The organism is Streptomyces sp. ATexAB-D23 (genome assembly GCF_000373645.1).
GTDB classification, from domain to species: Bacteria; Actinomycetota; Actinomycetes; order Streptomycetales; family Streptomycetaceae; genus Streptomyces; species Streptomyces castrisilvae.
In genome coordinates this window covers 225,275-237,300 of sequence record NZ_KB892035.1, presented here as the reverse complement: position 1 = coordinate 237,300, position 12,026 = coordinate 225,275, and the positions used below count along the sequence as shown (strand labels likewise).

The 12,026-nt window shown below is 71.4% G+C and carries 14 protein-coding genes; 3 read left to right on the top strand and 11 right to left on the bottom strand.

From position 1 onward, the window contains the following. The first annotated feature begins 89 nt into the window (after positions 1-89). On the top strand, positions 90-518 hold the full coding sequence (locus B082_RS0126235) for a DUF4440 domain-containing protein (protein WP_018554773.1): 429 nt from the start codon (positions 90-92) through the stop codon (positions 516-518). Here B082_RS0126235 and B082_RS0126230 read toward each other — a convergent pair. After that, the gene (locus B082_RS0126230; protein ID WP_018554772.1) at positions 463-1,299 is read right to left on the bottom strand and encodes an ABC transporter ATP-binding protein; all 837 of its coding nucleotides are present in this window, start codon (positions 1,297-1,299) and stop codon (positions 463-465) included. The genes B082_RS0126235 and B082_RS0126230 overlap by 56 nt on opposite strands. A gap of 138 nt (positions 1,300-1,437) precedes the next feature. Here B082_RS0126230 and B082_RS0126225 point away from each other — a divergent pair, with 138 nt between their 5' ends. Both B082_RS0126225 and B082_RS0126220 read left to right on the top strand, forming a co-directional pair. Then, positions 1,438-2,019: a TIGR03086 family metal-binding protein gene (locus tag B082_RS0126225; RefSeq protein ID WP_018554771.1), complete on the top strand. Its 582-nt coding sequence runs from the start codon at positions 1,438-1,440 to the stop codon at positions 2,017-2,019. Positions 2,020-2,088: 69 nt separating this feature from the next. Further along, the gene (locus tag B082_RS0126220; protein ID WP_018554770.1) at positions 2,089-2,721 is read left to right on the top strand and encodes a DsbA family protein; all 633 of its coding nucleotides are present in this window, start codon (positions 2,089-2,091) and stop codon (positions 2,719-2,721) included. 15 nt (positions 2,722-2,736) lie between these two features. Here B082_RS0126220 and B082_RS0126215 read toward each other — a convergent pair whose 3' ends face one another. From B082_RS0126215 to B082_RS0126165, 10 genes are all read right to left on the bottom strand, one after another. Then, complete coding sequence (locus B082_RS0126215) at positions 2,737-3,495, bottom strand: sirohydrochlorin chelatase (protein WP_018554769.1); 759 nt, start codon at positions 3,493-3,495, stop codon at positions 2,737-2,739. Between the two features lie 6 nt (positions 3,496-3,501). Then, the gene (locus B082_RS0126210; protein ID WP_018554768.1) at positions 3,502-4,425 is read right to left on the bottom strand and encodes an ABC transporter permease; all 924 of its coding nucleotides are present in this window, start codon (positions 4,423-4,425) and stop codon (positions 3,502-3,504) included. After that, positions 4,412-5,200 carry an ABC transporter ATP-binding protein gene (locus B082_RS0126205; RefSeq protein ID WP_018554767.1) on the bottom strand — a complete coding sequence of 263 codons (789 nt, stop codon included), beginning with the start codon at positions 5,198-5,200 and terminating at the stop codon, positions 4,412-4,414. Before B082_RS0126205 ends, B082_RS0126210 begins: the two co-directional genes overlap by 14 nt. Before the next feature lie 34 nt (positions 5,201-5,234). After that, positions 5,235-6,350 carry an aliphatic sulfonate ABC transporter substrate-binding protein gene (locus B082_RS0126200; protein WP_018554766.1) on the bottom strand — a complete coding sequence of 372 codons (1,116 nt, stop codon included), beginning with the start codon at positions 6,348-6,350 and terminating at the stop codon, positions 5,235-5,237. A 231-nt stretch (positions 6,351-6,581) separates the two neighbouring features. After that, a complete protein-coding gene (locus B082_RS0126190) occupies positions 6,582-7,922 on the bottom strand; it encodes a sulfate adenylyltransferase subunit 1 (protein ID WP_018554764.1) in 1,341 nt (446 codons plus the stop codon). A 1-nt stretch (position 7,923) separates the two neighbouring features. Next, entirely contained in the window at positions 7,924-8,859 is a 936-nt protein-coding gene (gene cysD, locus B082_RS0126185) for a sulfate adenylyltransferase subunit CysD (RefSeq protein ID WP_018554763.1), read from the bottom strand. Next, the gene (cysC, locus tag B082_RS0126180; protein WP_018554762.1) at positions 8,856-9,401 is read right to left on the bottom strand and encodes an adenylyl-sulfate kinase; all 546 of its coding nucleotides are present in this window, start codon (positions 9,399-9,401) and stop codon (positions 8,856-8,858) included. Before cysC ends, cysD begins: the two co-directional genes overlap by 4 nt. A gap of 23 nt (positions 9,402-9,424) precedes the next feature. Continuing rightward, entirely contained in the window at positions 9,425-10,141 is a 717-nt protein-coding gene (locus tag B082_RS0126175; RefSeq protein ID WP_018554761.1) for a phosphoadenylyl-sulfate reductase, read from the bottom strand. Then, positions 10,138-10,317: a hypothetical protein gene (locus tag B082_RS0126170; protein ID WP_018554760.1), complete on the bottom strand. Its 180-nt coding sequence runs from the start codon at positions 10,315-10,317 to the stop codon at positions 10,138-10,140. Before B082_RS0126170 ends, B082_RS0126175 begins: the two co-directional genes overlap by 4 nt. Beyond that, positions 10,314-12,011: a nitrite/sulfite reductase gene (locus B082_RS0126165; RefSeq protein ID WP_018554759.1), complete on the bottom strand. Its 1,698-nt coding sequence runs from the start codon at positions 12,009-12,011 to the stop codon at positions 10,314-10,316. The genes B082_RS0126170 and B082_RS0126165 overlap by 4 nt, the downstream gene beginning before the upstream one ends. Between the last annotated feature and the right edge of the window lie 15 nt (positions 12,012-12,026).

The following is a 12,026-nucleotide window of genomic DNA, read 5'->3' as shown; positions in this document are numbered from 1 at the left end:
CCCTCCCCCACGGGGCGCGGCGGCCGCATGCCCGGACCGGGCCCGCCTACGCTGGGCCGCATGACGACGAAACCGGGCGGGGGCGGGGCATGACCGAGCCGGCGGTGGGCGTGGCCGCGGCCATCGAGGGCGAGCTGCGGCTCCTGGACCCCGCGGTCCGGGCCTCCGCCGACCTCCTCGACCAGGTGCTGCACCCCGACTACCACGAGGTCGACACCACCGGCCGCCTCTGGGACCGGGCCACGGTCATCAACACGCTCACCTCGGGCCGGGCCCCGCGGCCGGGCCAGCTCACCGCCTCACGGATGCACGGCGTCCACCTCGCCGACGAGCTGGTCCACCTCACCTTCGACACCGAGGCCAGGGGCAGGCGCGCCCACCGCAGTTCGCTGTGGCGGCTCACCGAAGCGGGCTGGTTGCTCTTCTACCACCAGGCCACCCCCTTCGACGCCGCCCCCGACGTCAGCGACGGGGCGAGCGCCGGGCACGGGCCGTCCAGCGGCCGTCCGTCCGGGTGATGTGCACCGGGTGCCCGAAGCACTCGCTGACCCGGTCCGTGGTCAGCACCTCGTCCGCCTCCCCCGAGGCCAGGCACCGCCCGCCGCGCAGCAGCATCGCATGGGTGGTCGACGCGGGCAGCTCCTCCAGATGATGGGTGACCAGCACCGTCGCCAGCTCCGGATGCTCCTCGCGCAACGCGTCCAGACTGTCCAGCAGTTGCTCCCTGGCGGCCAGGTCGAGCCCGGTCGCCGGCTCGTCGAGCAGCAGCAGCCGAGGCTGCGGCATCAGCGCACGCGCGATCAGCGTCCGGCCCCGCTCGCCCTGCGAGAGCGCCGGCCAGCGCGACCCTGTCTTTCCACCCATGCCCAGCATCGTCAGCAGCCGCTCCGCCCGCTCCCGCTGCCCCGGGCCGGGCGACCAGCGCGGCACCGGCTCGACCGAGTTCGTCAGGCCCGTCAGCACCACCTCGGCCACCGTCAGCGGCGACCGCAGCGGATGACGCGGATTGACATGGCCCAGCAGCGTCCGCAGCTCCCGCAGATCGACCCGCCCCAGCGTCCGGCCCAGCACCTCGACCGAACCCCGGGTCGGATGCGTGACCGCGCCGAGCAGCCCGAGCAGCGTGCTCTTGCCGGCCCCGTTGGCCCCGAGCAGCGCCCAGTGCTCCCCGCCGCGCACCGTGAGCGAGACCGAGTCGAGCAGGACGTTCCCGTCGCGTACGAGCGAGACCCCGTCGGCCCGGATGACCGGCACCGGGGCCGTGGCGACGGAGGGGGACAGAGGTGCGGTGGTGGTCACGTGCGGCTGCTCCTTCGTACGGGCGCGAGCGCCTTCCTGCGCACGGAAAGCCTATCCGTGCCCCGTACACCCTCCTCGCCCGCCTCCTGTCGCCTTTCTTCAATACCGCCCATGCCCTGCCTGCCTACGTTGGTGTGCATGAAGAACGAGCACACCCACATGACCGAATGCGCCGCCGAGGCCGCCCGTGTGGCCCGGGGCGTCAGCGCCCGACAGCTGGAGGCGACCGCCACCCCCTGCGCGGACTGGGATCTCCGCACGCTCATCAACCACTGGGTCCTCTACACCTCGCACGGCATGGAGCACCGCGCCCGGCGCACGGAGCTTCCCGAGGAGCTCGTGGCCCGCGACTTCACCGCCGACGCCGACTGGGCCGAGCGGTACGCCGACCGGCTGGAGCGGGCTGTCGCCGCCTGGTCCGACCCCGCCGTCTGGGAGGGCACCATCGGCACCGGTGAGTCCGCGTCCCCGGCCGCCGACACCGCGGCCATGCTCATCGAGGAGACCGCCCTGCACGGCTGGGACGTGGCCCGCGCCACCGGCCAGGAGTTCCGGCTCTCCGACGAGGCCGCCGCCCACGTGCTGGGGACCGTCGAGAAGACCGCCGCGCTCTACCGCCGCTACGAGGGTTTCACCGACGAGGTGGCAGTCCCGGGAGCCACCGGGTTCACCCGCGCCCTGGCCCTGAGCGGACGCGACCCGCAGTGGACCGCGGAGTGAAAGTGGCCCAGGCCGCAGGGCGCCGAATGGCCCGGGGGAGTGCGCCACCGGCTGGCTAGGCTCACCTCCATGAGCACACACCGCACCCCGGAACAGGGCAGGCCCGTCGTCGACTTCTACTTCGACCCGGCCTGCCCGTTCGCCTGGATCACCTCCCGCTGGATGCTGGAGGTCGAGCAGCTCCGCGACATCGAGCTCCGCTTCCACGTCATGAGCCTCTACCTGCACAACACCGGCAACGAACTCCCCGACTGGTACCGCGACCTGGTCGACCGGTCGACCGGCCCCGTACGGGTCGCCGCCGCCGCGGCAGAGGAACACGGCGAGGAGGTCCTGCGCGACCTGTACACGGCCCTCGGCAGCCGTATCCACCAGCAGAAGAACGAGGACTTCGACGAGGTCGTCGCCCAGTCCCTGGCCGAACTGGGCCTGCCCGCGCGGCTCGCGGAGGCCGCGCACAGCGAGGCGTACGACGAGGCCGTGCGGCGCAGCCACGAGGCGGGCCAGGACCCGGAGGCGGGCGGATACGTCGGCACGCCCACCATCCACGTGGACGGGACGGTCTGGTTCGGCCCGGTGCTGCGGGCGATCCCGCGCGGCGAGGAGGCGGCCCGGCTGTTCGACAGCTTCCGGGTGCTCGCCGGACACGGGGACTTCTTCGAGCTCAAGCGCACCCGCACGGGCGGCATCGACGTGGGCTGAGCCCGCCCCGGCAGCTCAGGCGCTGAGCGGGACCGGGCGCGCGGACCGCGCACGGGCCGCGTCGTACCGGTTCAGCAGCAGCCGGGCCAGTTCGGGCGCCGGCCCCAGCACCCCGGCCAGCACATCGGCGCCGGCCTCGGCCGCCCCCGCCGCGATGCGGTCCGGGAGACGGCCGGGCGCGATCACGTACGGGGCGACCGCCACCCGGCGCACGCCGTCGGCCCGCAGGGCCCGTACCGCGTCCTCGGTACGGGGCTGTGATGCGGAGGCGAACGCAGGCCGCACGGAACACCAACCGGTGTGCCGCAGCTCCCGCGCGATTTCAGCGATCACTGCGATCGCCTCCGGGTCGGATGAGCCCGCCGAGGCCAGGACGAGCCCGGTCGAGCCACGGTCGCCGGGGCGGACCCCGGACTCGTACAGCCGCCGTTCCAGAGCGGCGTTCAGCAGCGGCGACGGGCCGAGCACCTCGGCCTGCCGCACCCGCAGCCGGGGCAGCGCCGCGCGGGCCTCCCGCAGCACCGCCGGGATGTCCGACTTGGCGTGGAAGGCCCGGGTGAGCAGCAGCGGCAGCGCGACCACCTCGTCCGCCCCCCCGGCGGCCAGCCGCTCCAGGACCCGCGGCACCGAGGGCGCGTTGAAGTCCAGGAACCCGGTCTCCACGCGCAGCCCCGGCCGCAGCGCCCGTACCCGCGAGGTCAGCGCGTGCACGGTCGCGGCGTGCCGCGGGTCACGGCTGCCGTGGGCGATGACGAGGAGGACAGGAGAGGACATGAGCGCTCAGTTCTTGACGAGGAGACCGCGGCTGCGCAGCACCCACCGCTCCAGCGGACTGAAGATCAGCAGGTCGATGGCGATGCCGACGAACAGGATCAGGATGATGGCGAGGAAGATCCCCGGCATGTCCGCGTTGTTGCGGCCGTTCTCCAGCAACTGGCCGAGCCCGAGGCCGAGGTCGGGCGAGGAGGCGATGATCTCGGCGGCCATCAGCGAACGCCAGGAGAACGCCCAGCCCTGCTTGAGACCGGCCAGGTAGCCCGGCAGGGCGGCCGGCATGACGATCAGCCAGGTGCCGCGCAGCCCGGTCGCACCCAGGGTCCGGCCCGCCCGCAGGAAGAGCGGCGGCACCTGGTCGACGCCGGAGACCAGGCCGTTGGCGATCGAGGGCACCGCGCCCAGCAGGATGACCGCGAACATCATCGAGTCGTTCAGGCCGAGCCAGATCACGGCAGGCGCCACCCACGCCACGGAGGGCAGGGACTGGAGCCCGGACAGGATCGGGCCGATCGCGGCCCGGACGAACTTCACCCGGGCCACCAGCAGGCCGAGCGGGGTGCCGATGGCGACGGAGAGCAGGAAGCCCAGCAGACCGCGCGAGACGCTGGTCCACACCACCTCCAGCAGGGTCCCCTGCCGCCACATGTCGCCCACGCTGTCCCAGACCGCCGGCGGCGAGGGCAGCTTGTAGTCCTCGGTCACCTCGGCCCAGACCAGCACCTGCCACACGAGCAGGACCAGGACCACCGCCAGCAGCGGCGGCAGGACCTTGCGCAGCAGGACCTCGCGCACCGGGGTGCGCTGCACCTGCACCGCGTCCAGTGCGTCGAGACCGGCCTCAAGGCCGGCCAGGTCGTCCGGCTTTCCCGTACCGGGCCCGCTCCCGCCGGACCCCGCCTTGTCCGACTCGATGTCAGTGCTGGCCATGACGGCGGATCTCCCCACGCAGTTGTTCGGTGATCTCGACGGACAGTTCCGCCACTGAGGTGTCCTCGATGCGGCGGGGCTGCTCGATGTCGACCGTCCACTCACGGGCGATCCGGCCGGGGCGGGACGAGAGCAGCACCACGCGCTCGGCGAGCCGGACGGCCTCGCGCACGTTGTGCGTGACGAAGAGGACCGACACATTGGTCTCGCGCCAGATCCGGGTCAGCTCGTCGTGCAGCACATCGCGGGTGATGGCGTCGAGCGCGGCGAACGGCTCGTCCATCAGCAGCAGTTGGCTGTCCTGGGCGAGCGCGCGGGCCATCGCCACGCGCTGCCGCATACCGCCGGAGAGCTCGTGCACCCGCTTGCCGTACGCCCCGCCCAGGCGCACCAGCTCCAGCAGCCGTTCCGCCTCCGGGCGGCGCTGCGACTTCGGCACGCCGCGCAGGCGCAGCGCGAGTTCGATGTTCTTGCCCGCGGTCAGCCACGGGAAGAGGGCGTGCTCCTGGAACATCAGGGCCGGCCGGCCGCCGGGGGTCTCGATGGTCCCCCCGGTCGGCCGGTCGAGTCCGGCCACCAGGTTGAGCAGCGTCGACTTGCCGCATCCGGAGGCCCCCAGAAGGGTGACGAACTCGCCCGGGGCGACATCGAGAGTGATGTCGTCCAGGACCAGCTGCGCTCCCGCGGGCCCGGTGAAGGACTTCGATACATGTGCGAGACGAGCGGCGTGCCCGACCGCGACACGGTCCTCGGCCTTGGTGAGGGTGTTCGCCATGGTCGTCACCTCCTGGGAGTCTTCGGGCGGCTGGTTACTTGACGCCGAGACCGGCGTCGTCGGCCTCGGGCTCGCCCGCGGCCTTGAGGATCTTGTTCAGGGGCTTCAGGTCGTAGATGCCCTTGAGGTCGGGCTCCTCCAGCAGACCGGCCTTCACCGCGTGCTGGGCCTGCGCGTCGAGCGTGGCGGCCAGCGGGTCGTCGGTGATCAGGATCGACTTCCACGCCGGGTCGATCACCTCGGCCGGAAGCTCCTTGCCGGTGAGCTTCTTCAGCGCGGCGTTGGCGGACTCCTTCGCCTTGTCCGGGTTGGCGTTGATCCACGCGTTGGTGGCGACGGACCCGCGCAGCACGGCCTCGACGACGTCCGGGTGCTCCTTGAGGAACTTCTGCGACACGATGATGTTGGTGATCACGAACTTGTCGTCCGGCCACAGCGTCGACTCGTCGAGCAGTTCCTTCGCACCGTCGGCGACCAGCTTGGACGCGGTCGGCTCGGGGACCCAGGCGCCGTCGATGGAACCGGACTTGTAGGCGTCCGGGGTCACCTTGTTGTCCGTACGGACGACGGAGACGTCGCCCTTGCCGCTCTGGGCGTCGACCTTCCAGCCCTTCTCGGAGATCCAGTTGAGGAAGGCCACGTCCTGGGTGTTGCCGAGCTGGGGGGTGGCGATCTTCTTGCCCTTGAGGTCGTCCAGGGTCTTGATCTTCTTGGGGTTCACGACGAGCTTGACGCCGCCGGAGGCCGAACCGCCGATGATCCGCAGGTTCTTGCCCTTGGACTTCGTGTAGCCGTTGATGGACGGCGAGGGGCCGATGAAGCCGATGTCGATCGAGTTGGCGTTCAGCGCCTCGATCTCGGACGGGCCGGCGTTGAAGGTGGCGGTCTTGAGCTGGGTGCCGCCCAGTTCCTTCTGGAACAGACCCTCCTGGTCGCCCACGAGCGCGGTGGCGTGCGTGAGGTTCGGGAAGTACCCGATGCGCACGGTGTCGACGGAGAGCTTCTTCCCGTCGGTGGCGGTGTTCGCCTTCTTGGCGTCGTCGTCCGTGGACTCGGAGCCGTAGCCGCAGGCCGTCAGGGCCACGGCCAGCAGGGGCAGGGCGGCGACGGCGGCGATGCTGCGGCGCAGGGTGGTACGGGTGGCAGGCACGGGAGGCTTTCCCCTCGTTGGCCCGGCGCTCACGTCCCCCGGAACGGGGGCGCGGCCGGGCAGTCGGCAGGTCTTCGTCTGAACGGGCGGTGCTGGTGGTGCTGCCGGGCGCGCAGGCAGTGCGCGTACGTCATCGCGCACATCGCGCCACCCCGCCCTGCCCGCTGCCGAGGGCGCCGCTGCCGACGCGGCCGCCCTCCTTCGCGAAGGTCGAGAAGATGTCGATACCCATCAGAAGTCCCATTCGGCGTCGTCGTCCGCCGCGGGGGGTTCCTCGGCCGCGGCGAACGAGGCGCCCGCCATGCCCGCCGACAGCGTGGTGCCGTCCGCCGGGTCGATCAGGAGGAACGAGCCGGTGCGGCGCGAGTCGGCGTAGGCGTCGAGCGCGAGCGGCTCGGCGGTACGGACCACGACCCGGCCGATGTCGTTGGCGACGAGCTGTCCCGGGGCCGGGTGCTGCGAGAGGTCGTCGAGGGTCAGCCGCGAGGGGATGTCCTTGACGATCGCCTTGACCGTGCGGGTGGTGTGCTTGAGCAGCACCCGCCGGCCCACGGTGAGCGGCTGGTCCGCGACGTGGCAGACGGTCGCCTCGACGTCCTGCGTGACGGCCGGGGCGTCGCCCACCGGGGCGATGAGGTCGCCGCGCGAGACGTCGATGTCGTCGGCCAGCCGCAGGGTCACCGACTGGGGCGCCCAGGCGATGTCCACGCTGTCCCCGAGCAGGTCGATGCCCGCGATCGTGGAGGTGCGGCCCGAGGGCAGTACGGTGACGGGCTCGCCGACCCGGAAGACGCCGGCGGCGATCTGGCCCGCGTAGCCCCGGTAGTCCGGGTGCTCGGCGGTCTGCGGCCGGATCACGTACTGGACGGGGAAGCGCGCGTGGCAGCCGGTGAGGTCGTGGCTGACCGGGACCGTCTCCAGGTGTTCGAGGACGGTCGGACCGCCGTACCAGTCCATGTGCGCGGAGGGTTCCACGACGTTGTCGCCGGCCAGCGCGGAGATCGGGATCGTGGTGATCTCGGGGACGCCGAGGGAGGCGGCGTACGCGGTGAACTCCTCGGCTATCGCCGCGAACACCGGCTCCGCGTAGTCCACCAGGTCCATCTTGTTGACCGCCAGCACCACGTGCGGGACGCGCAGCAGGGCGGCGACCGCGGCGTGCCGGCGGGTCTGCTCGACCACCCCGTTGCGGGCGTCGACCAGGACGACGGCCAGCTCGGCGGTGGAGGCGCCGGTGACCATGTTGCGGGTGTACTGCACATGGCCGGGGGTGTCGGCGAGGATGAACCGGCGCCGGGGCGTCGCGAAGTAGCGGTAGGCGACATCGATGGTGATGCCCTGCTCGCGCTCGGCGCGCAGCCCGTCGGTCAGCAGCGCCAGGTCCGGCGCCTCCTGGCCGCGGTTGCGCGAGGCGTGCTCGACGGCCTCCAGCTGGTCGGTGAGGACCGACTTGGAGTCGTGCAGCAGCCGTCCCACGAGGGTGGACTTGCCGTCGTCGACCGACCCCGCGGTGGCGAACCGCAGCAGGGTGGTGGCCGCGAGCAGCTCGGCCGACTGGGTGGACGTGGTCATCTTAGAAGTACCCCTCGCGCTTGCGGTCTTCCATCGCGGCCTCGGACATCTTGTCGTCGGCGCGGGTGGCACCCCGTTCGGTGAGCCGGGAAGCGGCGATCTCGGTGATCACGGCGTCCAGCGTGGTGGCGTCGGAGTCGACGGCGCCCGTGCAGGACATGTCGCCGACCGTGCGGTAGCGCACCTGCCGGGTCTCGGTCCTCTCGTGCTCCTTGGGGCCGCCCCAGTCGCCGGCGGTCAGCCACATGCCGGAACGGTTGAAGACCTCGCGCTCGTGGGCGAAGTAGATCGCCGGGAGCTCGATCCGCTCGCGCTGGATGTACTGCCAGACGTCCAGCTCGGTCCAGTTGGAGATCGGGAAGACCCGGACGTGCTCACCGGGGGCGTGCCGGCCGTTGTACAGCTGCCACAGCTCGGGGCGCTGGCGGCGCGGGTCCCACTGGGAGAACTCGTCGCGCAGCGAGAAGACCCGCTCCTTGGCGCGCGCCTTCTCCTCGTCGCGCCGCCCGCCGCCGAACACCGCGTCGAAGCGGTGCTGCTGGATCGCCTCGGTCAGCGGAACCGTCTGCAACGGGTTGCGGGTGCCGTCGGGGCGCTCGCGGAGCTTCCCGGCGTCGATGTACTCCTGGACGGAGGCGACGTGCAGCCGCAGCCCGTGCTCGGCGACCGTGCGGTCGCGGTACTCCAGCACCTCGGGGAAGTTGTGCCCGGTGTCCACGTGCAGCAGGGCGAACGGCACCGGCGCGGGCGCGAACGCCTTGAGCGCCAGGTGCAGCATCAGGATCGAGTCCTTGCCGCCGGAGAAGAGGATCACCGGCCGCTCGAACTCGCCCGCCACCTCGCGGAAGATGTGCACCGCCTCGGACTCCAGCGAGTCCAGGTGGCTGAGTGCGTACGGATAGCCGGTGTCTTCCGACACAGTCGCGACGGTCGTCACGCTGCACCCCTCTCGCTCAGCAGCGCGTACAGCTCCGCTGCGGACTCCTGCACGGTCTGCCGGTGCGACTCGATCCGCAGATCGGGCGACTCGGGCGCCTCGTAGGGGTCGTCCACCCCGGTGAGCCCGCTGATCTCGCCCGCCGCCTGCTTGGCGTACAGCCCCTTCACATCGCGCTCCGAGCACACCTCGACCGGAGTGGCGACGTGCACCTCCAGATACGCGGTGCCCTCGGCCCGGTGGCGTCCCCGGACCGCGTCGCGGCTGTCCGCGTACGGGGCGATGACCGGGACCAGCACCTTCACGCCGTTGGCCGCCAGCAGTTCGGCGACGAAGCCGATCCGCTGGACGTTGGTGTGCCGGTCCTCGCGCGAGAAGCCGAGGCCCGCCGAGAGGAACTCGCGGATCTCGTCGCCGTCGAGCACCTCCACCCGGTGGCCCTCGCCGCGCAGCCGCCCGGCGAGTTCGTAGGCGATGGTGGTCTTGCCGGCGCTCGGCAGACCGGTCAGCCAGACGGTGGCTCCCGTCTCCGTCACGCTCATCGAAGTCTCCTGATCAGTCGTCATCAGCCGTGCAACCCGCACTCGGTCTTGCCGCGTCCGGCCCAGCGTCCGGCCCGCGCGTCCTCGCCCTCCAGCACCCGGCGGGTGCAGGGCGCGCAGCCCACGGAGGCGTAACCGTCCATCAGCAGCGGGTTGGTGAGCACACCGTGCTCGGCGACGTACGCGTCGACGTCGTCCTGGGTCCAGCGGGCGATCGGTGAGACCTTCACCTTGCGCCGCTTCTCGTCCCAGCCGACGACGGGGGTGTTCGCCCGGGTGGGGGACTCGTCGCGGCGCAGCCCGGTCGCCCAGGCCGTGTACGAGGTCAGGCCCTCCTCCAGCGGCTGGACCTTGCGCAGCTTGCAGCAGAGGTCGGGGTCGCGGTCGTGCAGCTTCGGCCCGTACTCGGCGTCCTGCTCGGCCACGGTCCGGCGCGGGGTCAGCGTGATGACGTTGACGTCCATCACGGCGTCCACCGCGTCCCGGGTCCCGATGGTCTCCTCGAAGTGGTAGCCGGTGTCGAGGAACACCACATCGACCCCGGGCCGCACCCGGGAGGCGAGGTGGGCGACGACCGCGTCCTCCATGGAGGAGGTGACGCAGAACCGGGTCCCGAACGTCTCGGTCGCCCACCGGAGGATGTCGGACGCGGAGGCGTCCTCCAGCTCGCGTCCGGCCCGCTCGGCGAGTTCCCTCAGGGTCTCGTCGGTGAGCGTGCCGATTTCCTGATCGACCGTCATATTCCGTCCCCTCCCGCGTCGTTGGACTTCAGTCCCCGGCTCAGCAGCCCCAGGAACTTCAGCTGGAACGCGCGGTTGCAGGAGGCGCATTCCCATGCCCCGTGCCCCGCCTCGTGCGGGCGCAGGTCCTCGTCGCCGCAGTAGGGGCAGTGGAAGGGCGCGGCGCGCTCGCTCATGACAGGGACTCCGCACTGGCGCGGGCCGCCCAGGTGGCGAAGCGCTCGTTCTCCTCGCGCTCCTCCAGGTAGCGGCCGATGACCCGCTCGACGTAGTCGGGCAGCTCCTCGGACGTGACCTTCAGTCCGCGCACCTTGCGGCCGAATCCGGCGTCCAGCCCGAGCGCCCCGCCGAGGTGCACCTGGAAGCCCTCGACCGAGTTCCCGTCGGCGTCGAGCATGAGCTGGCCCTTGAGGCCGATGTCCGCCGTCTGGATGCGGGCGCATGCGTTGGGGCAGCCGTTGATGTTGATGGTGAGCGGCTCGTCGAAGTCCGGGAGCCTGCGCTCCAGTTCCTCGATGAGGGAGGCGCCGCGGCCCTTGGTGTCGACGATCGCCAGCTTGCAGAACTCGATGCCGGTGCAGGCCATCGTGCCCCGCCGGAACGTCGAGGGCTTGACCTGGAGACCCAGCGCCTCCAGGCCGGCGGAGAGCGAGTCGACGCGGTCCTGCTCCACGTCGAGGATGATCATCTTCTGCTCCACCGTGGTCCGCACCCGGTGGGAGCCGTGCTCCTCGGCCAGCTCGGCGATCTTGGTGAGGGTGGCGCCGTCCAGCCGCCCGACACGCGGGGCGAAGCCCACGTAGAACCGGCCGTCGCGCTGCGGGTGCACCCCGACGTGGTCGCGCCAGCGCGAGACCGGCTCTTCGGGGGCGGGGCCGTCGAGCAGCGGGCGCCGCAGGAACTCGTCCTCCAGCACCTGGCGGAACTTGGCGACACCCCAGTCGGCGACCAGGAACTTCAGCCGGGCGCGGTTGCGCAGCCGCCGGTAGCCGTAGTCGCGGAAGAGGCTGGTGACCGCCGCCCAGACGTCGGGGACCTCGTCCAACGGCACCCAGGCACCGAGCCGTTCGGCCAGCCGGGGGTTGGTGGAGAGCCCGCCGCCGACCCAGAGGTCGAAGCCGGGGCCGTGCTCGGGGTGCACGACGCCGACGAACGAGATGTCGTTGATCTCGTGGACGACGTCCTGCACGGGGGAGCCGGAGATGGCGGTCTTGAACTTGCGGGGCAGGTTGGAGAATTCCTTGCTGCCGATGTGGCGGGCGTGGATCTCCTCCAGGGCCGGGGTGCCGTCGATGATCTCGTCGGCGGCGATCCCCGCCACCGGCGAACCGATCATCGTGCGCGGGCAGTCGCCGCACGCCTCGGTGGTGGAGAGCCCGACGGCCTCCAGTTTCTCCCAGATCGCGGGCACGTCCTCGATCCGCACCCAGTGCATCTGCACGTTCTGCCGGTCGGTGATGTCGGCGGAACCGCGGGCGTACTGCTGTGACACCTCACCGATGGCGCGCAGTTGAGCGGTCGTCAGACGGCCGCCGTCGATGCGGGTGCGCATCATGAAGAACTTGTCCTCAAGCTCCTCCGGCTCCAGGGCCCCGGTCTTGCCGCCGTCGATCCCGGGCTTGCGCTGGGTGTACAGCCCCCACCAGCGCATGCGTCCGCGCAGGTCGTTGGGGTCGATCGAGTCGAATCCGCGCTTGGAGTAGATCGTCTCAATGCGTGTCCGCACATTGAGACTGTCGTCGTCCTTCTTGAGCTGCTCGTTCCCGTTGAGGGGCGTGTGGTGTCCCATGGCCCACTGGCCCTCACCACGATGGCGCCCGACCTTGCGGCGGGGCGTCGCGGTAGCGGTCTTCTCCGGGCTGGAGGCCATGGCAAATACGTCCTT

Excerpts from the sequence above, each read along its gene's own strand:
- B082_RS0126235 (WP_018554773.1), top strand. The coding sequence starts at position 90 with ATGACCGAGCCGGCGGTGGGCGTGGCCGCGGCCATCGAGGGCGAGCTG.
- B082_RS0126225 (WP_018554771.1), top strand. The coding sequence starts at position 1,438 with ATGAAGAACGAGCACACCCACATGACCGAATGCGCCGCCGAGGCCGCC.
- B082_RS0126220 (WP_018554770.1), top strand. The coding sequence starts at position 2,089 with ATGAGCACACACCGCACCCCGGAACAGGGCAGGCCCGTCGTCGACTTC.
- B082_RS0126215 (WP_018554769.1), bottom strand. The coding sequence starts at position 3,495 with ATGTCCTCTCCTGTCCTCCTCGTCATCGCCCACGGCAGCCGTGACCCG.
- B082_RS0126210 (WP_018554768.1), bottom strand. The coding sequence starts at position 4,425 with ATGGCCAGCACTGACATCGAGTCGGACAAGGCGGGGTCCGGCGGGAGC.
- B082_RS0126205 (WP_018554767.1), bottom strand. The coding sequence starts at position 5,200 with ATGGCGAACACCCTCACCAAGGCCGAGGACCGTGTCGCGGTCGGGCAC.
- B082_RS0126190 (WP_018554764.1), bottom strand. The coding sequence starts at position 7,922 with ATGACCACGTCCACCCAGTCGGCCGAGCTGCTCGCGGCCACCACCCTG.
- cysC (WP_018554762.1), bottom strand. The coding sequence starts at position 9,401 with ATGAGCGTGACGGAGACGGGAGCCACCGTCTGGCTGACCGGTCTGCCG.
- B082_RS0126175 (WP_018554761.1), bottom strand. The coding sequence starts at position 10,141 with ATGACGGTCGATCAGGAAATCGGCACGCTCACCGACGAGACCCTGAGG.
- B082_RS0126170 (WP_018554760.1), bottom strand. The coding sequence starts at position 10,317 with ATGAGCGAGCGCGCCGCGCCCTTCCACTGCCCCTACTGCGGCGACGAG.
- B082_RS0126165 (WP_018554759.1), bottom strand. The coding sequence starts at position 12,011 with ATGGCCTCCAGCCCGGAGAAGACCGCTACCGCGACGCCCCGCCGCAAG.